The following is a 24,081-nucleotide window of genomic DNA, read 5'->3' on the forward strand; positions in this document are numbered from 1 at the left end:
ATCCTGTCGTCCCTCTTCGTTTTTGAAAATTACTTTTCCCTTCAAGTAAAACCGCAACACCTCCTCACTTTCTACCGCTCGTCTCCAGCATGACCCTTTGCGCGTTGAGCGCTGCAAGATGCTGAACGCCTGCATTTTTTATTTGACAGAACACTTTTGAGATGATAATTGGTATGACAACAATACCACCGCTGAATAAGCATCCAGCTTCAGGTGTTTGCGGCGGACGGCTACCCCGGCATGGACAATCGCACCAGAGGAGAACAGTCGATATGCTTGACAAGACCATTATTGAACAACTCGAAACCTTGGTTGGAAAAGAAAACGTGTTGACCGGCAAGGTTGACATGGTGGCGTACAGCTATGACGCAACGGCTGATATGCCGCGGCAGACGCCGGATGTGGTCGTCCTGCCCACCAGTGCCAAGATGGTCCAGGAGATAGTCAACCTGGCCCGGCGCAACAAAATTGCCATTTATCCCCGTGGGGCCGGCACCAATCTGAGTGGTGGTGCCATCCCCTTGAAAAAAGGGATCGTCCTCTCGTTCCAGAAAATGAACACGATCGTCGAGGTCGACGCAGCCAACCTCACGGCCGTCGTGCAGCCCGGCGTGGTCATTGCCGCCCTCAACTCTGCCGTCGCCCCGCACGGCCTGATCTATCCGCCCGATCCAGGCACCGTTGCCACTGCCACCATGGGTGGTTCGGCTGCCGAGAATTCCGGCGGTCTGCGCGGTCTTAAATACGGCGTCACCAAGAACTACATCATGGGGATGGAGGTGGTGCTGGCCAACGGCGAGAAGGTGCGTTTCGGCGGCAAGACCGTGAAAAACGTGACTGCCTACGATTTCTCCAACCTCTTTGTTGGCTCCGAGGGGACGCTCGGTATTATCACCGAGTTGACTGCCAAACTGATCCCGGCACCCAAGTTCCGCCGCACCATGACGGGTGAGTTCAAAACGCTCGCCGATGCGGGCAACGCGGTGGCCGGCATCATTGCCGCCCAAGTCATTCCTGCCACCTTGGAGATCATGGACCGGATGACTATCCGGACGGTCGAGGATTTCGCCCATATCGGCCTGCCGGTAGACGCCGAGGCCCTGCTGTTGATCGAGGTTGATGGCATGTCCGAGGATGTGGTCCGCGCCGAGGCCGAGGCGGTGATGCAGGTGGTTCGCGACAATAACGGCGGGCTCAAAATAGCCGAGACCGACCAGGAGCGTGACCAGCTGTGGACCGCACGCCGCAACGCCCTGCCTGCCCTGGCCTCGCTCAACAACACCGTTATCCTTGAGGACGCCACCGTGCCCCGCTCGCACATCACCGATATGCTGATCGCCTGCGAGGCTATCGGCAAGAAATACAATCTGACCCTGGGCACCTTCGGTCATGCCGGTGACGGCAATCTCCATCCCACCATCCTCTGTGATAAGAACAACCAGGATGAAATGGGCCGCATGCACAAGGCGGTTGATGAAATCTTCAAGGTGGCCCTGAGCTTCGGCGGCACCCTGTCCGGCGAGCACGGTATCGGCGTGGCCAAGATGAAGTACCTGGGCGATGAACTCGGCCAGAGCGGCCTCAACCTGATGCGCAGTATCAAGGAATCGCTTGATCCGGAATATGTCCTCAATCCGGGCAAGATGGTCCCTTTGCGGGAGGCCTGATCATGGCAACAACAGAAAAGACCCGGGAGCTACGGACCGGGAAAACCTACCACGACGACCTCGCTATTGTCCGCGAGGAGCTCGACAAGTGCATGAAGTGCGGCAATTGCATGTCGGTGTGCCCGGTTTACGGCGCCGACAAGCTGGAAACCTCGGTCACCCGCTCGAAGATTGCGGTAGCCGAGGCGGTGTTGGATGGTGAATTGGAACTAGACGACCCTCAGGTCTACGAGATGCTGTTCAACTGTCTGGTCTGCAAGTCCTGCATGACCAACTGCCCGACCAAGGTCAATTTTGACCGGATCATGCTGGCGCTTCGGGCGGCCTTGGTGCGGAAGAACGGCCTTCCCTGGCTGAAGAAGATGATCTTCTCCACTCTCAAGCACCCCAAACTTTTCGATGCGGGCATGCGGGTCGGGGCAGCATTGCAGGGGCTCGCCTTCAAAACCGAGGAAGGTGGCAAGGCGATCTCTCCCCGTTCTCCCTTTGCCCGGATAGGCGGCCCCATCGGTTTCGATAGTGAAAAGCAAATGCCTGGCCTCAATATCACCCCCCTTCGCGATCGAGTTCCCGAAGTGGTGAAGGTTGCTGACGCCACTATGAAGGTCGCCTTTTTCACCGGCGATTCCTTAAACTACTTTTATCCCGATGCCGGCCAGGATCTGATCGATGTTTTGGTCGCCAACAACATCGAAGTCCATATCCCCAAAGCACAGAATTGCTGCGGCGTGCCGGTCCTGGTGCATGGCGACATTGAAACTGTGCGGACACTGGCCCGCAACAACATCGACACCTTCGACAAGACAGGCTGTGAGTATTTGATCACCGGCTGCGGTTCCTGCGGCGGCGCCTGGCAGCACGATTATACCGAAATCCTGGCTGCCGACCCGGTGTACGGTCCCAAGGCGGCATATTGGGCCAAGCGGACCTATGACATCTCCACCTTCCTCACCCGGATCATTAAGCTCCGGCAACCCACGGGAAGAATAGAGCGGGTGGTGACCTACCACGATTCCTGCCATCTGAAAAAGTCGATGAAGGTTTCGGCCGAGCCGCGCGAGATCCTTAAAGGTATCCCCGGCATCACCTTCAAGGAGATGTCCGCCCCGGATGCTTGTTGCGGTAGCGGCGGCTCCTATGTCCTCTCGCACCATGAAACATCCGCTGTCATTGGCCGGAAAAAAGCCGAGGACATCAACCGGACCCAGGCCGATACCGTCTCCGTCGGTTGCCCGGCCTGCATGATGCAACTCCTGGACAACGTCCACCGATCCGGTGGTAAACAGGAGGTCACTCACTTTATTTCCCTCTTGGCGGAGTCGTACCGTCGGGAAAAAACCGGCAAAGATTCCGGCCGCTAGCCGACTCTTGCCGCATAAACCAAAGAAAAGGGTGTGGGGGACAAATGTCCCCCACACCCTTTCTTCATTCAAGCGATCGTTGATCTCTCTGTAAAACGTTCCTTTTACCCTCTCCCCCTGCGTTTGCCCTGCTTCAATGATTGGGAAGCGCTTGATCCTGATCGGGCCGGCGGCCTGGCCGTGTTCGCGTTTCTTCTGCCTGACGTGGGTTTGGGCCCTGCGCCCGATGATCGTCTGCCGGTACCTTTGGCCGGGGTCTTGTCCTCTCCGGGCTGCCCTTGCGGCTTACCGGATTTTTCGGCTTTTGCCTTCCTGTAGGCAACCAATTCTTTGATCGCCTTGTCCGCCTTCTTTTCACTGGCAGCGTTGTTGGGACGATAGAGGACGTAATCGGGAACATCCGTCCCTTCCGAATAGCCGGTCACGATTTCCACCGGGATCTTCTGGCCGATCAGGGTTTCAATGGCCTGCAGGTGCCGCTTTTCTTCATGGCTGACCATGGAGACGGCAATGCCGCTTTCACCGGCGCGTCCCGTGCGGCCGATCCGGTGGATGTAATCCTCGGGGATGGTGGGCATATCGTAATTGACGACATAGGGGAGATTGACGATATCCAGGCCCCTAGCCGCCACATCGGTGGCCACCAGGATGCGGATGTCGCCCCTTTTGAATTCCTCAAGTGTGCGCGTGCGGAGCGACTGGCTCTTGTTGCCGTGCAGCGCGGCGGCCTGGAGCCCTTGTTCGACCAGCTTCTCCGTGATTCTGTTGGCCCCGTGCTTGGTGCGGCAAAAGACCAGTACCCGGCTCCATTTACCCTTGGCGAGCAGATGCACGAGCAGGGCGCGTTTATTGATCTGATCGACCAGATGCACCTTCTGGATAACCGATTCAGCCGCCGTGCTGCTGGGCGATACTTCAATGACTTCAGGCTCTTTCAGCAGGATTGCGGCAAGATTGCGAATCTCCTGGGTGTAGGTGGCGGAAAACAACATGGTCCGCCGCTCGGTCGGCAGGAGTTCAAGGATCTGGGAGATCTCCCTGCTGAATCCTAAATCCAGCATTCGGTCCGCCTCGTCAAACACCAGAAATTCGATGTGAGAAAGGTCCAGATGCCCTTGGCCGGAGAGATCCAGAAGGCGGCCGGGAGTGGCCACCAGAATATCAATGCCGCGCTCCAGGCGCTCGATCTGCGGCAGGATGTTAATGCCGCCGTAGACCACGGTGCATCGCAGCGAGACTCGCCTGGCATAGGCCTTGATGCTCTCGCCCACCTGCAGAGCCAGTTCCCGCGTCGGGGTGAGGATGAGGGCTCTAGGGTGACGTTCGCGCTCGATGTGTCGACTGAGTATTTCCACCATGGGAAGGGCAAAGGCGTCTGTCTTTCCTGTACCGGTCTGGGCGCGGGCCAGGATATCCCGGCCATCAAGAATAGTGGGGATGGCCCTGGCTTGAACAGGGGTGGGGGCCGAATACCCTTTAGCGGCAACGGCTTTCAGCAGTTCGACCCGAAGGCCAAGTTGATCAAATGACATATACGTTTCCTTCATGGTTCTTTACAATTTATGGGGCAGCATCAAAGGGCTGGAGAACTGCCCGTGGCTCAATAGCGTAGCGCTCCGAAGGGGAGAAGTCAGGGAGGGATTCTGACGGTTCTGCACAAAGAGGGCAGGGATGACGGCTTCTGGGAGCAAGTTCGGCGTCGTCTTTTTTATCCTACCCTATTTGTGATCGGAATGACAGCGAGTTGAAGGGCAAAGCAAGACAAAAGTTGCTTGCCGGGTTAAAAAGGAGACTTGAATCCTGCTGAGGAGAAACCGGCCATGGGTACATCACGGATCATTGACAGTCATATCCACTGCGGCGTCCAGCATGTGGATCTTCCCTACGAGGATATTGAACCTCTCTTAAGGCGGGACGGTATCAGCGGCGCCTGCATGTTTGCGCCGGTGGAGGATATCTACGACCGCGACAACTTTGATTTTCAGGACAATCACGATTGGCGACGGATCAGACGGAAGGCCAATCGCTACCTGCTGCAGCTGGCGGCCGAGGGCGAGCCGGTGTTCCCCTATCTGTTCGTCTGGAACGATTTTGCTGTCGACGAACTGCAGCATCCCTACTGCGGCATCAAATGGCACCGACATTCCTACGAGCCGGAATACCATTACGAAGATCCCCGCTGCGCCAGAATGATCGAGGAAATAACTCGGCGCCGCTTGCCCATCGTGCTGGAGGAGAGTTTCGACAATACCCTGCGTTTTGTGGAGCGGCTGGCCGCGGAGGCGGTGATCATCATTCCCCATCTCGGGGGCTTGAACGGGTCGTACCAATCCCTGGACCGAGCCGGGATCTGGCGCCGTGACAACGTCTACGCCGACTCCGCTCTGGCCTCGACCACGGAAATCCGCCATTTCCTCGAGCACTACGGGCCGGAAAAACTGCTGTTCGGCAGCGACTTCCCCTTCGGCACACCCGGTCAGGAACTCGGTAAGATAGAACGGATGAAGCTTGCCGCCATCGATTTTGAGCGGGTTGTTTCCGGCAACATTCTCGCCCTCATCAATGGCGTTGAATGCCCCAGATGATTTTCAGATACTCAAAGGGGCCAGGATGGAGAGCCATCGGTGTGACCGGCCAAGCGGAAAAGGGACGCATCCGCTGATGGGGAAAATCTTCAGGTATACTGGGGAGGGCTGGCAAGGAGCCGGGGCGACTCCCTGTCTTTGTGATACTACCGGATGGAGTCGGCCACCGGGATGACATACAGCAAAACAGCGAAATAATGTAACACACTGCCCGCCAAGACAAACAAATGCCAGATGGCGTGATTGTAGGGTAGGCGTTTCCACAGATAAAACACTATCCCGCCAGTGTAGGCAAGGCCTCCTGAGAGCAGCAGCCAGAGGCCGCCGCTGGCCACATTCGCCATCATCGGTTTAATCGCCGCTACCACCGCCCAGCCCATGATCACATAAAGCGCAATCAACCAGCCTCGAAAGCGTCTGAGCCGCGTTGCTTCGATCAGAATCCCCATTACCGCCAATCCCCAGATGATTCCGAACAGGGTCCAGCCCCACGGGCCGCGCAGGCTGACCAGGGTGAAAGGTGTATACGTACCGGCTATCAACACCAGGATGGCTGAGTGGTCGAGAATTCGCAGGATGGGTTTGGCGTTCGGATGTTGGATAGCGTGGTACAGGGTCGAGGCCAGGTACAGCAGGATCAGGGCCGCGCCGAAAATCGAGCAACTGACGATATGCCAGGCGTTGCCGTAGAGGGCTGCAAAGATGATGAGTACGACCAGGCCGCCGAGAGCCAGGACAACTCCCAGGCCATGGGTGATGCTGTTGGCGATTTCTTCGCCCTTGGTGTAGCGGGAAACAGAGGTGTTGTGTGTCATGGAGTGATGCGTGGGTTTGAGGAAAAACGGGGAACTGTCTATCGGAATACTGCTTTTCAAGATAGTGCGCTTCACCTCTATTGTCCACCCGCAATTCCTTCGTCCGCCCTGGCGATTGTCGTGGGGCACGGTATATCTGCCTTAAGGCAGGGCCTGTTACAAAGACAGCGGATATGGTATATGGTGGCGAACGCTGGGGCCGGGACCGGCGGTGTCGCATGAAGAGGTGCCCCATCCGCTACTGGCTTCCGCCCCCAACCGCATCGAAACTCGGGAGAGAATAACCAAATTGAACTATTTACCGGAGACTATTTCGTGGAGCAATCCTCTGTTCTTCCTCAAAATATTGAAGAGTTGACGGCCGAATACCAACGGCTCTGGCCGCTGCTCCCTGTCTTGCACGCGAACATCGGCAAATTGGCCGGCAAGGATGCGGTCAAGGCCTGCGCCAAGCGGTTGGGCATGCTTAACAAACAGGGCGGCAAGATTGGTATCCATTTCGAGCATGAAGTGGACATGGATGTGTTTCAGGATTACCTGATCTACATGCATCGGCCCCGAGGGCTCAGCCTGGTCCGGCAGATGCTCAATCGCAACCGTTACCAGCAGGGCAGTGATGAGCGGATGTTGCTGGAGAATATGGCGCAGGCGCGGTTTTCCCTCTTCTGGGTCAGGGAATTGCATCCGGCAGGAGGTTGCGTCCTCCTGGACGTCATCAGCGGCGACAAGGTGTTCGTCCTCGATCAAACAATGGCACAACAGAGTGAGGTGGGACTGCTCATCGCCTTGCGTCTTTTTCCGTTTCGCAACGCCTGGATGCACACCGGCGCAACTATGGTTTTCGGGCGGATTGATGATGCCGCCGGTCTGCAACCACAGGGGCACAGGTTCAACGAGCAGGAGGAGCGGGAATTGAACGAGGAGAATATCCGGCGTTGGCGGCAAATCATCAGGGAGATGGAGGCTTAGAAACCGGCCTCCGGCACCTTGTTCAAAGGATTGGCGAGCGGTTCACGTCGGGCAAGTCTCAAAACGGGCGACAGGGTAGGCGGGGATTTGGGGTTCTCCGCCGCTCCTGTCGCCTGCTTGGTGTGTCAGGCTTACCTACTTTCCGGCGCAAGGATAAAGGTCCCGGCCTTGACCTCCTGGTCGATCTCCACCAGGGCGCGCTTCATCTGCTTGAGGGCTTGGCGGATGCGGTTTTCGTTTTCCACCAGAGCCAGGCGGAGAAAGCCATCACCTTCCTCGCCGAAACCCGCGCCGGGGGCAACGGCCACATTGGCCCGGTTCATCATCTCGATCGCAAAGCGGATCGAACCCATCTGCACATAGGGTTCGGGGATTTTTACCCAGAGGAACATGCCCGCCTTAGGCTTCTCCACCTCCCAGCCCATGCGGGACAACCCTTCGCAGAGCACATCCCGCCGTTTCTGGTAGATGGCCACCTGCTCGACGATAGTGTCGTCACAGTCGCGCATAGCAACAATGCCTGCCACCTGGATGGCGGAGAAAATACCGTAATCGTAATACCCCTTGATCTTGGACAGCCCGCCGACCATCTCCTTGTTACCCACACAGTAGCCCAGCCGCCAGCCTGCCATGTTGTAGGACTTGGAAAATGAGCCGAATTCAACCGCGACATCGAGCGCCCCGGGAACCTCCAGGAATGAGGGGGCCACCAGGCCGTCATAGGTGATCTGACCATAGGCGAAGTCGTTGATCACCATGAAGTTGAACCGCTTGGCCAGCTTGACCATCTCCACGAAGAACTCTTTGGAAGCCAGGGTACCGGTGGGGTTGTGGGGGTAATTGAGCATCACCAGCTTGGGGTGGGGGTAGAGTGACTGGCACATGGCGCTGACCTGGCGCAGGAATTCCTCCTCCGAACCCAGAGGGAAGCGCAGGACGCTGGCCCCGGCGATGACTGCGGCATACACGTGGATGGGGAAAAAAGGGGTCGGCACCAGGACCGTATCCCCCGGTCCGAGCAGGGCCAGACAGAGGTGGGAAATGCCCTCCTTGGAGCCTATGGTGCAGATGACGTCGTCCTCGCCGCTCAGTTCCACCCCGTATTTGCGCTTGTAGTAGAGGGCAATCTCCCGCTTGAGGTTCTTCATACCACCGGCTGCCGGGTAGCGGTGGGTCTTGGGATCGACCGCCACTTCGCAGAGTTTCTCGGTCACCTTGTTCGGGGTCGGGTCCATGGGGTTGCCCATGCCAAGATCGATGACATCGATCCCTTCCCACCGTTTTTCCATCTTGATTTTGTTGATCAGGCCGAAAAGATAAGGCGGCAGCTGATTCATGCGGTCGGCAAAGCGGATGTTCACCTCGTTAGTCATGCTATTCTCCTGTGCAAATGGTTCGGGGCCAGGAACTGATGGTCACGGATTTTTCTGCCGTGGGGACAAAAAAAGCCTGAACCGTATCCGGTCCAGGCTTAAAAAAGCACCATGGACCGGATTTCCAGTCCATGGCGAGTCGTTTCGGTTCTGCTGTGTTCAGGAAGCAACCGGTCGCCAATGAACTGGGTTCATCGCCGCCGCTGCCGCGACATGGTGTTTCATTTTCTTATCCTACTGAAGTGCTGTTACGGTATGCATTAATTCTTTGCTTATTTTTTATCGCGGATCGGCGGGATTGTCAACCCCGTGTTGCCGCTTGCCCGCGCCGGAGCTTAGCCTATGCGGGCCATCATCGCCTCCATCTCGCTGATTTGCTCTAGGGCATCGGCCTGTTCCTCGACCGCGATCACATCTTCCAATTTGGTCAGTTGTTTGATCACCTGTTCGAGCTTGTCGGTTTCATCGACTTTGAGCCAGATACGGCTGGTCTCGCCCTGACCAATGGCGGCGCAGAAGATGCCCTCGAGATTGAAGGCCCTCCGGGCGAAGAGACCGCAGATGTGCAGCATGACACCCGGATGATTGTTGACGGTCAGGCGCAGGATGGTGGTGGGCAAGGTCTGGGATTCAGTGGCGGTTTGGGTGCTGTCAGTTGCGCTCATGATCGTCTCCTATCATGGTGGTATTGGCGGCGCCCGGCGGCACCATAGGGGTTACTTCCTCTTCGATGTCGATGGGCACGTTGATCAGGCAGGGGCCTGGTTCGGCCAGGGCCTGTCGGAGGAGTGCATCCGGTTCGGCCACGCCTTCAAGATCAAAGGCCCGCATGCCGAAGCCTCGGGCAATGGCGGAAAAATCCACCTTGATCCCATAGGAGGAGGCGAAGTAGTGCTGTTCGTAGAAAAGCCGCTGCTGCTGGCGGACCAGGCCGAGGCTCTGGTTGTTGAGTACGATGATCTTCACCGGCACCTGCTGCTCAACCGCGGTGGCCAGTTCTTGGATATTCATCTGTAGGCTGCCGTCGCCGCTGAAACAGACCACCGGTCGGTCCGGAAAGGCCAGAGATGCACCGATGGCCGCCGGCAGGCCAAAACCCATGGTGCCCAAGCCTCCGGAGGTGAGCAATTGGCGGGGAAAGGTCAAGGGATAGGCCTGGGCCACCCACATCTGATGCTTGCCGACATCGGTGCTGATCAGGGCCTTGGGCCCTACCAGTTCAGCCACCCGCCGGATGAGGTGAAAGGGCCTTCCCTGGGTGAAATCCTGTTGGCAGAAACGGGGAATGTCCTGCTGCAGCTGGCGGATACGGCCATTCCATTCATGCCGGCCCCTCCCTCGGACTTGGGGCAGGAGACCGGTGAAGGCATGGCGGGCGTCACCGGTGATGCCGGCGTCGGCCGGGCGCAGCTTGCCGATCTCGCTGGCATCAATGTCGACATGGATGACCTTGGCCTTGGGACAGAAGGCATTGATCCGGCCGGTGGCCCGGTCGTCGAAGCGGACTCCGGCGGCGATCAGCAGGTCGCACTCCTCCATCGCCAGATTGGTGGCCCGGCAGGCATGCATGCCGAGCATGCCCAATGACAAGGGGTGATCTGAGGGCAGGATGCCCAGCCCCATCAGGGTCATAACAGTTGGGATGGCGCTCTGCTCCGCCAATTGCCTGGCCTCGGCTGCCGCCCCGGCATGGATGACGCCGCCGCCGAGATAGAGAATCGGTCGAACGGCTTCGTTGATCATGGCGGCCGCCGTTTCGATGGACTTGGGGTCGCCGGCCTGGTGCTCCTTGACCGGGCAGGGCGCAGGCCAGGACTCGAACTCCACCATCTCGGTCTGGACATCCTTGGGCACGTCGATCAACACAGGACCGGGACGGCCTGAACCGGCCAAGTGGAAGGCCTTGGGAACGATGGTCAGCAGGTCGGCCGCCGAACGCACCAGATAATTGTGCTTGGTAATGGGTACGGACATGCCGTAGGTGTCAACCTCCTGGAAGGCGTCGGTCCCTAGAAGAGAGCGGGGCACCTGGCCGGTGATGCAGACTAGGGGGGTCGAATCCAGGTAGGCGTCGGCCAGGGCGGTGAGGATGTTGGTGGCGCCGGGGCCGGAGGTGGCAAAGCAAACCGCTGGCTTGCCGCTGGTTCGGGCCATGCCCTGAGCGATGAAGCCTGCGCCCTGCTCGTGCCGGGCGAGGATGTGGCGGATGGTCGTGCTTTGAGCAAGGGCGTCGTAGAGCGGCAGGTTGGCTCCGCCGGGAATGCCGCTAATAATCCGGATTCCCTGGTGTTCCAATTGACGGATGATGATCTGGGCACCGTTGAGTCTGGGCATGGTCTGTTCCTCCTGTGGTGGTATTGGGTATGGGCAAAAAAAAACCCCCACCGGCTGGCGCCGGCAGGGGTTGTGATCTCCAGTCTGGATTCTTCCCGCTACGACGCCCCGAGTCCTTGACGCACCACGACCACCACACTCACGGCAAGGAGTGTCAAGGCGGTAAAAATGTTGGCGATACGGCTAATGGCGTTCATCTTGGGGTGTGCCTCACGGAAAAATCTGCGCTTAAAAGCAAGCTATTGTTTCTTTGATAACCAAAGGCAGGCCCTTCGTCAAGGGGAATGTCGTGTCCAGTTGTACCTCTAGACTCTGGAACCTGAGGCGCGCCGGGGTTCTTTTGCGGCATTCCATCAAAGAAAGCGGCTCCACGGTGTCAGCAGCCATTCCAGTAATCGTTCAAACCAGCTTCTCCGCGCGTTGTCCGACAGAGTGAGGCACCACGATTTTTCCAATTCTTCGTTGAATAAGGCCACCATCTGCGCACCGAAGGCATGGCTGTCGATAATGACATTGATTTCGTAATTACGATGAAAGCTGCGAAAATCGAGATTGGCCGAACCAAGCGTTACCCAGCGATCATCAATGAGCATCACCTTGGCGTGGAGAATGGTCCCCTGGCGTTCGAAGATCTCCACACCGGCTTCGAGCAGCGGTTTGAGGTAGGCTCGGCTCATCGTCTGGATCAGCGGCACATCGCTGATCGAGGGCAGGATCATCCGAACAATGGCGCCACGCTTGACGGCGCGCAGCAAAGAACGCACCACCCGGGGCCCAGGAACGAAATAGGGGGTGATGATACGGATGTTGTGCACAGCCCCGGCCATAGCCAAGCGAAAGGAGTTGCGAATGACCGATCGGGTGTGATGCGGAGAGCCGTTGACGATGATAACGTCGGCATCACCAGCGGGCATTGGCGGGGAATCGACCCGTATCGACGAGTCGATTCCCTGCTCCTGGGACCAGGTTTGCCGGAAAAGCCGCTGCAATTCACCAGCCGCTGGTCCATCAAGACGAATGCCGACATCACGCCACCGCTCAAAACTTTCCCCAAAGCCGGAGTATTCATCGCCAACGTTGAGCCCGCCAAGAAATGCGGTCGTCCCGTCTATGACCACCATTTTGCGGTGATCGCGAATATCGAGCCAATGAATTTTGGAAAAGGCCGGCTTGTTGAACGGCAGGCAATGCACTCCTGCGGCCTGTAATTGCTGAAAATAAGAGGAGGGTGTATCGAAACAGCCGATGGCATCATAAATGAGCGACACCTCCAAGCCCCGTGATGCGGCCTCCTGTAAGGCACGGGCAAAGGCCTGGCCGGTGTCATCGGGCCTGATCATGTAAAATTCGGCGCAGATTGTGGTGGTTGCCGCCGCTACTGCCTGAAAAAGGGCTGGGAAAAAATCTCCTCCGTGCGGAAGGAGAAAAACTCTGTTATGGTGAAAGCGGACTGCATCGGGGATGCCCTTGATTCGGGACAACAATCCAAGAAGACGAAAATGGTGTTTTTTGTTGCGTCGAGAGTGCTTCATTTTTTTGCCACGCGCCCGGGGGCAAGCCGAAACGGCTTTTTTGCTTCCCCGTCCAGTACACCAATGTACCATTTCTCCGGAGAGAAACCAGAGAAGAAAACATTATCTCTCTTAAACCCATCCCATCTAAAGGCTGAGCATGGCGCAATTCGGCCAGCTTGGCAAAAGAACTTCGGGGGACACTGAGAGGAGCAGCCATGGAAAACGAACCGACAAAAAATGAGCTGATGAAACGTTTTGAATTGAGCGTTGAAGGAAAAGTTGCTGTGCTGGACTATGTGGAGCAAGGAGAAAACGTGCTGGCGTTCACCCACACCTTCGTTCCTCCTGAGCTGCGGGGACGGAACGTGGCCGCCATTCTGACGAAATTCGCCTTGGACGATGCTCGGTGCCACGGGAAAAAGGTGGTGCCGCAGTGTTCCTATGTCGCCACCTACCTGGAGAGAAACAAAGAGTATGCTGATTTGCGGAGTGATTTTTAACCCGCTATCAAGGCCGATATAAAACGATAATCTGTCGCGGTTCAGAGCTGTTTGCCAATGAGCACAAGCTCTTCGCGGTAAATCGTCCTTCCTGGGCCGCTCTTGCCGCAAGAAGAAGATTGCCACGCAGCTGACGTTTTATTGAGTCCTTGCATTATTCTCGAAACATTTCACTATGCGCCCGCTCCTTTCTCCGTTTGCAGAGGGAAAAGTATCAAGTCTTGATCTTGAACAGAGCTGTCAACACTCTTCTTCTGTTTCGAGCGGGATGAATACATCAGCCAGCGGGATAGGTATTTTCAAAGGATAAATTGATGTTTTTGACGATTGTTAACAAGGTTCGCATTCACTCAAAATTGCTCAAAAATTTGGTCGTTAATCCCAAGTTTTGGATCATTCTGTGCATCGATGCTGTCCTGGTCGTGTTGGCGCACTATCTGGCCTATGTCATTCGTTTTGAAGTGAACCTTGATAGTCAGGCCTTGCGTCAATGTGCCGGGCTTCTCCCCTTGATTCTGATCGTCAAGCTGCCCTCTTTTTATATTTTTGGCCTTTACCGGGGGATGTGGCGGTACACGAGCCTCAACGATATTGTCAACATCCTTGTCGTTTCTCTTTTTTCCTCATCCGTCCTCATCAGTCTTTTACTCCTCAGTAATCGTTTTGAGGGTCTTTCCCGATCGGTTTATATTCTCGACAGCCTTTTCACCTTTATCCTGATTGCCTCGCATCGGGTGGCAATTCGCTGGATCTATCAGAAATTCGGGGGTGACCACGGGTTTCTCCCTTTTGAAGTCCCGCAAGAGAAAAAACGCCTGATCCTGATTGGTTCCGGCGATGCAGCGGAAAAAGTACTTCGAGAGATTAACGAAAATAGTCAATTACCCTACCAAGCCGTTGGCCTGGTCGATGATGATCCGGCAAAAGTTGGCTTCCAATTGCACGGCGTTTCTGTTCTTGGTCTGGTCGATGACCTTAATGAACTTGTTCATCGAACCGGGGCTCAGGAAATCCTCATCGCGACTGTTGTGGTCAACAGAGAACAGATGCGACGATATGTAGCACTCTGTCAGAAGACACTGTTGCCCTACAAGGTTCTCCCCAATATGGGTGAGTTGATCAACGGCCGGGTCTCGATTAAGACCATCCGTGAAATATCGTTCAAGGATCTCCTGGGGCGAGACGAAGTGCGCCTGGATCAGGAAAAAATTGGTGGATACCTCACCGGGAAAACGGTGTTGATTACCGGTGCCGGTGGCTCGATCGGATCCGAACTGTGCCGCCAGGCCCTGAGATTCGCGCCTGGCCTGATCATCCTTTTCGACAGCAGCGAAGAGAATCTCTATAACGTTCAGATGGAGTTGCGCCATGAACACGATACGATCAAGACCCTAGCCATTCTTGGCAAGGTCCAAGATCTTCGTCTGCTTGACAGTGTCTTCCGGCAGCACCGCCCTTCGGTCGTGTTTCACACCGCCGCCTACAAACATGTGCCGCTGGTTGAGCGCAACCCTTGGCAAGCTGTCTACAACAATATTTTCGGCACCCAGTTGCTCATGGAGGCTTCTATTCTTCATGGCGTTGAACGGTTCGTTTTGGTCTCCACCGATAAGGCTGTTCGGCCGACGAATGTTATGGGCGCTTCCAAACGAGTAACCGAACTACTGATGCTCGCGTATAGCAGCCATTGTTGGGATGGGAAATTCAGCCCAGCCTGGATCAGGGCTCAGTTGGAGACGGAAGAAGTCATGCAGGGAGCAAACCCGGTGCCTGCCTCCCATGCGACCCGATTTATGGGAGTGCGGTTCGGCAATGTTTTGGGTTCATCCGGGTCGGTTATTCCGCTTTTTAAACGGCAGATCGAAAAAGGCGGGCCGGTGACGGTCACCCATCCGGAGGTCACCCGTTACTTCATGTCCGCCGAGGAGGCTGCCCAGCTGATTCTGCAAAGCGGCTCCATGGGTGAGGGGGGAGAAATTTTCATCCTCAAGATGGGCGACCCCATAAAAATTGATCAAATGGCACGTGAACTGATCAAGTTGACCGGACGCGAACCCGACAGTGAGATTGAAATTCGCTATGTCGGTCTACGCGCTGGTGAAAAATTGTACGAAGAGCTCATCACCGAGGGTGAGGGCATTGTTGCAACCCCTCATGAGAAAATTATGGTGCTGCGAGGTGCGCAGGAGATTCAGTGCAATCTATTAAACGATCAGCTCGAATGTTTGGCCATGCATGCCAAGGATCTCGACAGTAAGGGCATTAAAGACACGTTGAAAAATATTGTTCCGGAATACCTTCCGGATTATACTGTTTGACCTTCCCCCGTAACTCTCTGGGAGAATATCAAGTTTCCCATTTATCAATTTCTTCAATCCAAATCAGTAATGTCCGGTTAAGGACTTGCATGTATAGCTCCAGGGCTGCATTCCCCCTGCTGATTCCGTGAAGGGGGCTGTTCCATTCTGGAATCATTGAGGATTTGGTTGCGCAACTGACGGACTCGTTGAATGCTGACCGGTTCCCCATGCTGCTCATGGCAATAGATCGCGAGCAGGAGATAGGTGATCAAGCCGGCAAGCATCTGGATCATGAGGCCATGGCGGCTTCTTGAAATGAGATGGTAAACCTTGAGGTGCCGCTTCCACCAACCGAAGAAGGTCTCTGTATCCCAGCGGAGCTTGTAGACTTGGGCAATCTGTTCGGCGGCAAGATCAAAGCGATTGGTGGCAACCCAGTAGGTCTTACCTCCGACCGTGTAGCCGACCAGGCGCAGCGGGGTTTGTGTCTGATTGATTCCTTCCCGGCCAAGCAGAACCTTGGCATCGTAAAAGACAATGCTCCCAGGGGCGACGGGAAGGATTCAAGACAGGCCCTCACGGTGTTCTCCTTGATGCGACTGACAAAGTGCTTGCCCGCTGCCTGGAGCTGATCGAAGTCGTGATGGCTTTGGTATCCCCGGTCGCTCACCCCGGTTTCCCCAGGCTGGACGATCCGGTTGACAAAAAGACGCTCTCCGCCTTTGCCGTTGGTGAGGAAGATGGTGCGGGGAATACCTCGATTGAGGTCAAAGCCGATATGGGTCTTGGCCTTTTTGGCGCCTTTGCGGTAGTCGGCCCAGTCCATGGAAAGGACAGCGTCGATCAATGAACCGTCGACGGCGAGCAACTGACCCAATTCGGGGTATTTGTCGGGCAGAACCTTGCTAGCCTGCTGTTGCAATGCTTCAAAGACCAGCAGGAATTGCTCGAGGCCACGTTCGTTCATGGCTTCGAAGAACGAACTCCTGGCAATACCTTTCTTCGGGGCAATATGCTCACGGGCAAAGGCATCTTCTTCCAGGGATTGGAGCAGATGCCTGCCGGAGGTATGCTCCTGCAGGTGAAAATAGATGAGCGCATGGAGCTGGTCTTCAAATTCCATTTGCAGCGGTCTGTTACTCCGGGATTTGAGTTTTGGAATACGTTCCAGGGCCAAATGTAATGGGACGCAAAAATGTTTGTAGTTGCGAGCTGTCAGTTTTTCCGACTTGAACGGATGTGGTGCCATCTTCATAACTCCTTACAATTAAAGGATAACTATGAAAACAGGTCGCAACGACACCTCGTTGACTTGTCAAGGAAATTCAAATGGTTATGCTGTATTTTTTTACCCGACGTCTCCTTGCAAAATCTTAACCGGACATCACTGAATCCAAATCACTGAATCAGTGACGGCCTAGTGTAATGTCAATATTGAAGTGTCGTAAAAATATGGTAAAGTTTCTTCATTATCACTCCAGGAGGTTTGACTATGACGAAATACATCGTAACGCTCACCAAGGAAGAACGGGAAGTGCTTGGCAGTTTGGTTTCAAAGGGGAAGCATCAATCGCAAAAGATATTGAATGCACTGATTTTCCTTGATAGCGACACAGGGGATTGTCAGGCGAATCGGTCAACGAACGAGGAAATTGCCCACGTCCTCAATATCAGTATGCGGAAGATTGATAGGGTGAAGAAGCGCTTTGTCGAAGAAGGATTTGGCGCAGCCCTCGACAAGAGAAAAACGGGGCGTGTCTATGAAAAGAAGGCGGACGGAGAGTTTGAGGCACATTTAATCGCCTTGAGTTGCAGTGATCCGCCTGAAGGTTTTGCCCGATGGTCGCTGAGGCTATTGGCTGACAAGATGGTTGAGCTGAATTGAAAGTATTTCGCATGAAGCGGTTCGTCGCGTTCTAAAAAAAACGAACTTAAACTTTGGCAACACAAAGGATGGGTGATTCAACCAGAACACAATGGCAGCTTTGCGGCCAACATGGAAAGAGTGCTGGACGTCTACAAGCGTCCGTTTGATCCATTGCACCCTGTTGTCTGCATGGATTGTCACCCAAGCAATTTTTCTTGCCTGTGAACCGTTGTTTGGCAAGGGATTGGTGACAATAACCGAGCGAAAAACCAAACGAGACTGGGCCGTTTTTCTGGAGCAGATTGCCGGGCATTATTGCAAAGCCGACAAAATAATACTGGTGATGGATAATCTGAACACGCATCAACCAGGTGCTTTTATGAGGCGTTTCCACCGGAAAAGGCTAAAGCGTTATGGGATCGATTCGAATTTGTTTACACCTCAAAGCATGGAAATTGGCCAACATGGCCGAGATTGAGCTGAACGTTCTCGCAAGCCAATGCCTGAACCGACGAATTGACGATATCGAAGTTGCCAGAAAAGAGGTGAATGCTTGGCAAAAGCACCAGAACAATCGACAGGTCAAAGTAAACTGGCATTTCACAACGAAGGATGCGCGGATAAAATTGTCACGCCTGTATCTGACGCTAGTGTCCCGTGCGGTTAATTGGGCATATTTATCAACTTATGTGTTATAGTGCGTCATGCCACGCACACATGAAAACTATACAATTAATGAAGACGAGCAGCGGAGCCTCGAAGCCCTGCTGCGTTCTCCTAAAACAGCGCAAAGCCTTGTATTCCGTGCGGAGATCATCCTGCTGACGGCTTCTGGAAAGACAGTTGAGCAAGTGGCAAGCCAGCTCGGGACCACTGCACTGACTGTCTACCGCTGGAGGAAGCGATTCAAAGACCAAGGCCTCACGGGCCTTCAGGATCGTTTTCGAAGTGGTCAGCCCAAGAAGCTTCCCAAAGAAGAAGTCAAGGAAGTGCTGAGAATGACTGTGGAATGCATTCCTCGAGAGGCGACTCATTGGAGTGTCCGCCTCATGGCGAAAGCGGCTCATGTCACCACCTGGCAAGTGCGGGAAATATGGAAGGCTGCCGACTTAAAACCCCATCGGCTCAAGACATTCAAAATCAGCAATGATCCACACTTTGCTGAAAAGGTTATAGATGTCGTTGGGCTGTACATGAATCCTCCTGAAAATGCGGTTGTTTTATCCGTTGACGAAAAAACTCAAATTCAGGCATTAGATCGAACCCAACCGATGCTCCCGTTGCGGCCAGGCCAAATTGAACGTCGGACACATGATTATAAGCGAAACGGGACCACCAGCCTTTACGCTGCCTTTGACATTGTAACCGGTAAGGTTATTGGGAGGACGACAGCACGGCACAGGGCAAAAGAATTTCTCGATTTTCTTTGGCAAATAAAAAAAGCAATGCCGTCAGATGTTGACCTCCACGTTATTCTGGACAACAGCAGTACACACAAAACGGTTGAAGTGAAGAAGTGGCTCAAGACCAATCCCCGCTTCAAAATGCATTTTACCCCAACCAGCGCATCATGGCTTAATGCTGTAGAAGGCTGGTTTGGACAGCTGGAACGTCGTTCTCTTTATCGCGGAGTTTTTACCAGTGTCAAAGAACTGAGAAACGAAATCCACCGTTTCATAAGCCCTCATAATTCAAAGACGGCAAAACCTTTCAAGTGGACAAAAAGCGCCGATGGTATCCTTGATAAAGTGGAAAGAGCAAAACAATCATTAAACAACGAGACTAACCGCACGGGACACTAGTAGTTCGTTTCGCTAAAGCATTTACAATTTACAAATGGTTCGTCGGGACGCGAATACGGTTGCATTTCGGGAATTGGATAGAATGAGACTGACCAAACAAGTGTAAACATTTTCATGAAACGAACTACTAGAAAGTTGACAGGACACTAGCTAGATCATGAAAAGGCAGAAGGGCAGAACCTCTGCGAAGTTGTTTGAGGAATTCCTTCATATCAAGAAACGCTATTGGGGTAGGCATTTTTGGGAACGAGGATATTTTTGTGCCACCTCGGGCCAAGTTACCGATTAAATGATAAAGAGTTATCTCGAACATGATTTTATCAAGCCCCGACGCAAATTTAAAGGTGGAAGACTGACGGGTCTGATGACCCGTATTTGTGCATTCAGCACATCAGGAACAACCACCAGCTTTTAGCTGGTGGTTGTTGGTTGTAGATTCTTTTAGTGTAAGGAATCCTAATGTGAAGCTTTTTAAAAGGAAAATCCATGGCGCATACCAATGACTCTAAAATATATATCGCTGGACATCGGGGCATGGTTGGATCAGCGATCATGCGTCGTTTAACGTCTTATGGGTACGACAATCTTGTCATGCGTACCCGGCAGGAACTGGATCTACTTAACCAACAAGCTGTCTTCAATTTTCTTCAGGTCGAGAAACCGAGTTTCATCTTTCTCGCCGCCGCCAAGGTTGGAGGAATCCTTGCTAACGACACCTACCGCGGGCAATTTATTTACGAGAACCTCACTATTCAAGCAAACATCATCCATGGCGCTTATCTGGCGGGCGTCAAACGCCTTTGTTTTCTCGGTTCCAGTTGCATCTATCCGTGGGATTGCCCTCAGCCTATCAGAGAGGAATACCTGCTCACCGGCCCTCTGGAGCAGACCAACGAGCCCTATGCCACTGCCAAGATTGCTGGCATCAAACTCTGTGAATCTTACAACCGGCAATACGGCTGTCACTTTTTCAGTATTATGCCCACCAACCTTTATGGCCCCAAGGACAATTATGATCTGGCCGCGAGCCACGTTCTGCCGGCACTGATACGCAAGGCCCATGAAGCAAAGCAAAGCGGCAGCCAGAAACTTCTCGTCTGGGGAAGTGGCCAGCCCCGACGAGAATTTCTTTACGTCGACGACTTGGCCGATGCCTCAGTCTTCTTGATGCTAAAAGGGATAGAGGAGGGAATCTACAATATTGGTACCGGTACCGACATCACCATCCGCGAACTTGCCCAAACCGTCATGGATGTGGTCGGTTTCCACGGCATGATCGTTTTCGATAACAGTAAGCCCGACGGCACCCCACGCAAATTGCTGGATGTTTCAAAGATGAAACAACTGGGGTGGCAAGCCAGCACACCATTGCGCAAGGGAATCGAGCTAGCCTATGCTGACTACTGCGCCAGCCTGAATTGAATCAATTAAAGAGAGACATCAAAGCTATGCAAAAAGTTGCACTTATCACCGGCATCACCGGCCAAGACGGCGCCTACCTCGCTGAATTGTTGTTAAAAAAAGGTTATATTGTCCACGGAGTCAAGCGCCGCACCAGCCTGTTCAATACGGATCGCATCGACCACCTTTACCGTGATCGTCATGAGAAAGACGTGCGCTTCTTCCTGCACCATGGCGACTTGACCGATTCGTCCTCCCTCATCCGAATTATCCAGCAAACTCAACCAGACGAAATTTACAATCTAGCAGCTCAATCTCACGTGGCGGTCAGTTTTGAGGAACCTGAATACACCGCCAACTCCGATGCCCTAGGCAGCTTGCGCCTGCTCGAAGCCATACGCATCCTCGGCATGGAGAGAAAAACCCGTTTCTACCAGGCCTCCACCTCCGAACTTTTCGGTAAGGTGCAGGAAATTCCTCAAAAAGAAACCACCCCCTTCTACCCGCGCAGTCCCTATGCCGTGGCCAAACTTTATGCGTACTGGATCACAGTCAATTACCGTGAGGCCTACGGTATCTATGCCTGTAATGGCATCCTCTTTAACCATGAAAGCCCAGTTCGCGGCGAAACCTTTGTTACCCGCAAGATCACCCGCGCGTTGGCCCGCATCAGGTTAGGCCTCCAAGACTGCCTGTACCTGGGAAATCTTAATGCTAAACGTGACTGGGGCCACGCCCGCGACTACGTGGAAATGCAATGGTTGATGCTCCAGCAGGCGCAACCCGAAGACTTCGTCATCGCCACTGGCAAGCAATACACTGTCCGCGATTTCATAATTGCAGCCGCAACCGAACTTGGCATGAAAATTCGTTGGGAAGGGGAAGGCGTGGACGAAAAGGGCTTTGATACCGACAACAAGTGTATCGTTCAGGTGGACCAACGCTACTTTCGACCCACTGAAGTCGAAACTCTGCTCGGTGACCCGAGCAAGGCCAAAGATAAACTCGGCTGGGCGCCCAAAATCTCCTTTGCAGAACTCGTAGCCGAAATGGTGCGCGAAGACCTAAAGGCCGCCGAACGTGATGAACTTGTCAACAATCACGGATATAAAACTATGAGTTATTACGAATGATTGAATTTTTGGCTGTCTCCGTAAAGGCATTTTGACGACAGACTCATGGGATCAACACATCGTGCCCAAGAACGGCTAAAAAAAATAATCAAAACTACCTGGTCGGGTCTGTTTTCAAAAATAATTTCCACAGCCATTTCACTGATAATGGTGCCATTGGCTGTTCATTATTTAGGCAAAGAACAATATGGGGTGTGGGTGGCGATTTCCTCGTTAGTAGCTATGCTGGCTTTTCTTGATGGCGGAGCAGGTAATGCTGTTATTAACATGATTGCCTATGCCAGCGGTGCCCAAAAAGAGCGCCTTGAAAAAATTGTATCTACCGCCTTTTTCAGTTTGATGGCGATTGCCTCGATCAGTTGTTTCTTATTTCTGGCGACCTTCCCATTAGTATCTTGGGAGATGCTACTTGGTATATCTTCGTCAACCCCGATATCTAATCTGCACATCGTTGTAATAATCGTTGGGTCATTTTTCTTTGTAAGCATGTTCGCAACGTTGGTTGGAAAAGTTCAAAGGGGCTTGCAAGAAGGGCATCTTGATAATTTCTGGAATGGTACAGGAGCTGTGCTGTCCCTTCTGTTTGTGTATATCGCCATAAGGAAGGATGCCGGGCTGGTTGGTTTTGTTATTGCGTTTTTGGCGAGTTCGCTGCTCGCCTATCTGGGGAGCAATGTTCATTACCTTTATTTTCTTAGAAACGATTTACGCCCCCGGATTGCTAAAGTTGACGGAGTGGTAGCAAAAGAGTTGTTCACAGTGGGTGGTATGTTTTTTGTTTTACAAATAGCCGGAGCAATTCAGGGGCAGGCGGACAATGTAATCATTGCCAATATGCTGGGGCCAGCCGAGGTGACCAATTATTCAATTTGCATGAAATTGTTTCTAATCGTGCCCATGTTATTCGCATTGCTGCAGACCCCGCTATGGCCAGCTTATCGAGAGGCTCTTGCAAGTGGTGACGCCCTCTGGATAAAACGCACTTTTTTTAAATCTATACGTTGGGCACTACTTATCAGCATCCCCTCAGCTTTTGCGCTTGTGTTATTTGGTGGAAAAATCATCGAATTATGGGTGGGACCGAAGGTTGTACCCTCAATCAGTCTCCTGATTGGTTGTGGTTTTTGGCTCGTATTGATGACTGTAGGCAATGCTCTCGGGGTATTTCTTAATGGAATGCAGTTTGTAAAAATCCAAATGATCGTAGCGGTAATTACTGCTACAATGAAATTAATTATTTCAATCTTGCTAATGCAAACTATTGGCGTTGTTGGCGCTGTCTTTGGTTCAATAATTTCCTATGGCATTTTTACAATCTTACCATATTTTATTTATATTAAAAAAATATTTGAATATTTTGGCCTTATTTCATTAAACAAAAAACCAAAATTTTAAAAAAACTCACTGCATCATAAAAATGTTGTGTATGTTTTTTTATATTGAATTCATATTCTCTCATGGAAAAGAAAACCCCTTTAGCTTTCTTCGCCTATAATCGCCCAACCCATACCAAGCGTGCATTGGAAGCCTTAACAAATTGCTCAAGATTCGATGAAGTAGAAATTTATATCTATTCTGACGGGCCGATTTCGGGAGACGCAAGTTCAGGGGTCCATGAAACCAGAAAAGTGCTTCGAGATTGGGCTGAAACTTACAAGTCTAATCTTATTGAGCAATCTCAAAATCTTGGTCTTGCCAAGGCAATCGTTAATGGAGTATCCGAACTTTGTGCTCGTTACGGACGCGTAATTGTTGTAGAAGACGACCTTGTCGTCAGTCCTGATTTTTTGCACTACATGATTGAGACTCTCGATCATTACGAAAAAGATGAGAACGTAATGCAGGTTGGAGGTTGCACAATCAGTGCACCTAGAGAATTAACGGCCGATGTTTTCCTTCTACCAGTTACCACCACCTGGGGGTGGGCTACATGGCAGCGTTCCTGGCAGCATTTTTCTTGGCAGCCGGAACATCTGGAGGCTGCACGTCATGATAGCGATTGGAAAAAGCTGTTCGATTTGAATGGGACTTGTGCGTTCACCTCGATGCTTGAAGATCGTTTGGCTGGAAAGAACAACTCTTGGGGCATCCTCTGGTGGTATGTCGTTTCCAGGCGACGAGGTTTGGTTGCTTACCCCGCTCAGAGTCTTGTGTGGAATGGTGGCTTTGACGGTACGGGTATTCACTGTGGCAGCAGTGATTTTCTTCAGCAGAGTGATGCATCTTTATTAGGGAGGAGCAATTATTTACCGAACTCTTTGAGATACCCTCTTTATACAAAAGTTATCCCAGAGAATCTCCTAAGATTGGAAGATTTCTTTCGCTCGAAACTGGAAAGTCATGATTCAAAAAAAACCAGCAAAGGTTTGAAACAGATCATTCTATATTTATCGAAAAAATACACAGATAAAATTCGCAATGCTTTTTGTTAATCGATTACGTCACCGATTCTTTTCTTGG

17 protein-coding genes and 3 pseudogenes are annotated in these 24,081 nt (G+C 53.0%); 13 read left to right on the forward strand and 7 right to left on the reverse strand.

Annotated features, from left to right (window positions below; genetic code table 11):
• Positions 1-272: 272 nt before the first annotated feature.
• Both ACHZCX_RS11810 and ACHZCX_RS11815 read left to right on the forward strand, forming a co-directional pair.
• Positions 273-1,667, forward strand: a complete 1,395-nt coding sequence (locus ACHZCX_RS11810; RefSeq protein ID WP_319587430.1) for an FAD-linked oxidase C-terminal domain-containing protein — start codon at positions 273-275, stop codon at positions 1,665-1,667.
• A gap of 2 nt (positions 1,668-1,669) precedes the next feature.
• Entirely contained in the window at positions 1,670-3,028 is a 1,359-nt protein-coding gene (locus tag ACHZCX_RS11815; protein ID WP_319587431.1) for a (Fe-S)-binding protein, read from the forward strand.
• 104 nt (positions 3,029-3,132) lie between these two features.
• Here the strand turns inward: ACHZCX_RS11815 and ACHZCX_RS11820 are convergent, their stop codons facing one another.
• On the reverse strand, positions 3,133-4,560 hold the full coding sequence (locus ACHZCX_RS11820; protein ID WP_319587432.1) for a DEAD/DEAH box helicase: 1,428 nt from the start codon (positions 4,558-4,560) through the stop codon (positions 3,133-3,135).
• A gap of 288 nt (positions 4,561-4,848) precedes the next feature.
• Here ACHZCX_RS11820 and ACHZCX_RS11825 point away from each other — a divergent pair, with 288 nt between their 5' ends.
• Positions 4,849-5,613: an amidohydrolase family protein gene (locus tag ACHZCX_RS11825; RefSeq protein ID WP_319587433.1), complete on the forward strand. Its 765-nt coding sequence runs from the start codon at positions 4,849-4,851 to the stop codon at positions 5,611-5,613.
• A 146-nt stretch (positions 5,614-5,759) separates the two neighbouring features.
• Here the strand turns inward: ACHZCX_RS11825 and ACHZCX_RS11830 are convergent, their stop codons facing one another.
• The gene (locus ACHZCX_RS11830) at positions 5,760-6,428 is read right to left on the reverse strand and encodes a hemolysin III family protein (protein WP_319587434.1); all 669 of its coding nucleotides are present in this window, start codon (positions 6,426-6,428) and stop codon (positions 5,760-5,762) included.
• Positions 6,429-6,743: 315 nt separating this feature from the next.
• On the opposite strand from ACHZCX_RS11830, the gene ACHZCX_RS11835 reads away from it, so the two are divergent.
• A complete protein-coding gene (locus ACHZCX_RS11835; RefSeq protein ID WP_319587435.1) occupies positions 6,744-7,397 on the forward strand; it encodes a hypothetical protein in 654 nt (217 codons plus the stop codon).
• 131 nt (positions 7,398-7,528) lie between these two features.
• Here ACHZCX_RS11835 and ACHZCX_RS11840 read toward each other — a convergent pair whose 3' ends face one another.
• The 4 genes from ACHZCX_RS11840 to ACHZCX_RS11855 form a co-directional block, all read right to left on the reverse strand.
• Complete coding sequence (locus ACHZCX_RS11840; protein WP_319587436.1) at positions 7,529-8,770, reverse strand: aminotransferase class I/II-fold pyridoxal phosphate-dependent enzyme; 1,242 nt, start codon at positions 8,768-8,770, stop codon at positions 7,529-7,531.
• Positions 8,771-9,105: 335 nt separating this feature from the next.
• Positions 9,106-9,435, reverse strand: coding sequence for an acetolactate synthase small subunit (gene ilvN, locus ACHZCX_RS11845; RefSeq protein WP_319587437.1), 330 nt, complete (start codon positions 9,433-9,435; stop codon positions 9,106-9,108).
• Entirely contained in the window at positions 9,422-11,104 is a 1,683-nt protein-coding gene (gene ilvB / locus ACHZCX_RS11850; RefSeq protein WP_319587438.1) for an acetolactate synthase large subunit, read from the reverse strand. Before ilvB ends, ilvN begins: the two co-directional genes overlap by 14 nt.
• A 353-nt stretch (positions 11,105-11,457) precedes the next feature.
• Complete coding sequence (locus ACHZCX_RS11855) at positions 11,458-12,636, reverse strand: phospholipase D-like domain-containing protein (protein WP_319587439.1); 1,179 nt, start codon at positions 12,634-12,636, stop codon at positions 11,458-11,460.
• 197 nt (positions 12,637-12,833) lie between these two features.
• On the opposite strand from ACHZCX_RS11855, the gene ACHZCX_RS11860 reads away from it, so the two are divergent.
• Together ACHZCX_RS11860 and ACHZCX_RS11865 are read left to right on the forward strand one after the other, a co-directional pair.
• Positions 12,834-13,118, forward strand: coding sequence for a GNAT family N-acetyltransferase (locus ACHZCX_RS11860; RefSeq protein WP_319587440.1), 285 nt, complete (start codon positions 12,834-12,836; stop codon positions 13,116-13,118).
• Positions 13,119-13,432: 314 nt separating this feature from the next.
• The gene (locus ACHZCX_RS11865; protein ID WP_319587441.1) at positions 13,433-15,436 is read left to right on the forward strand and encodes a nucleoside-diphosphate sugar epimerase/dehydratase; all 2,004 of its coding nucleotides are present in this window, start codon (positions 13,433-13,435) and stop codon (positions 15,434-15,436) included.
• 77 nt (positions 15,437-15,513) lie between these two features.
• On the opposite strand, the pseudogene ACHZCX_RS11870 reads toward ACHZCX_RS11865, so the two are convergent.
• Positions 15,514-16,667, reverse strand: a pseudogene (locus tag ACHZCX_RS11870) (IS4 family transposase).
• Between the two features lie 243 nt (positions 16,668-16,910).
• Here ACHZCX_RS11870 and ACHZCX_RS11875 point away from each other — a divergent pair.
• From ACHZCX_RS11875 to ACHZCX_RS11905, 7 genes and pseudogenes are all read left to right on the forward strand, one after another.
• Positions 16,911-17,983 (forward strand): annotated as a pseudogene (locus tag ACHZCX_RS11875) (transposase).
• A 6-nt stretch (positions 17,984-17,989) separates the two neighbouring features.
• On the forward strand, positions 17,990-19,087 hold the full coding sequence (locus tag ACHZCX_RS11880) for an IS630 family transposase (protein ID WP_319587442.1): 1,098 nt from the start codon (positions 17,990-17,992) through the stop codon (positions 19,085-19,087).
• A gap of 154 nt (positions 19,088-19,241) precedes the next feature.
• Positions 19,242-19,376, forward strand: a pseudogene (locus tag ACHZCX_RS11885) (transposase); the annotation flags it as partial.
• A 197-nt stretch (positions 19,377-19,573) separates the two neighbouring features.
• Positions 19,574-20,509, forward strand: coding sequence for a GDP-L-fucose synthase (locus tag ACHZCX_RS11890; RefSeq protein WP_319587443.1), 936 nt, complete (start codon positions 19,574-19,576; stop codon positions 20,507-20,509).
• A 26-nt stretch (positions 20,510-20,535) separates the two neighbouring features.
• The gene (gene gmd / locus ACHZCX_RS11895) at positions 20,536-21,621 is read left to right on the forward strand and encodes a GDP-mannose 4,6-dehydratase (RefSeq protein ID WP_319587444.1); all 1,086 of its coding nucleotides are present in this window, start codon (positions 20,536-20,538) and stop codon (positions 21,619-21,621) included.
• A 45-nt stretch (positions 21,622-21,666) separates the two neighbouring features.
• Positions 21,667-23,016: an oligosaccharide flippase family protein gene (locus ACHZCX_RS11900; protein WP_319587445.1), complete on the forward strand. Its 1,350-nt coding sequence runs from the start codon at positions 21,667-21,669 to the stop codon at positions 23,014-23,016.
• A 62-nt stretch (positions 23,017-23,078) separates the two neighbouring features.
• Complete coding sequence (locus ACHZCX_RS11905; protein WP_319587446.1) at positions 23,079-24,053, forward strand: glycosyltransferase; 975 nt, start codon at positions 23,079-23,081, stop codon at positions 24,051-24,053.
• The last annotated feature ends 28 nt before the right edge of the window (positions 24,054-24,081 follow it).

This window comes from uncultured Desulfobulbus sp. (genome assembly GCF_963662935.2).
In the GTDB taxonomy this organism is placed as follows: domain Bacteria; phylum Desulfobacterota; class Desulfobulbia; order Desulfobulbales; family Desulfobulbaceae; genus Desulfobulbus.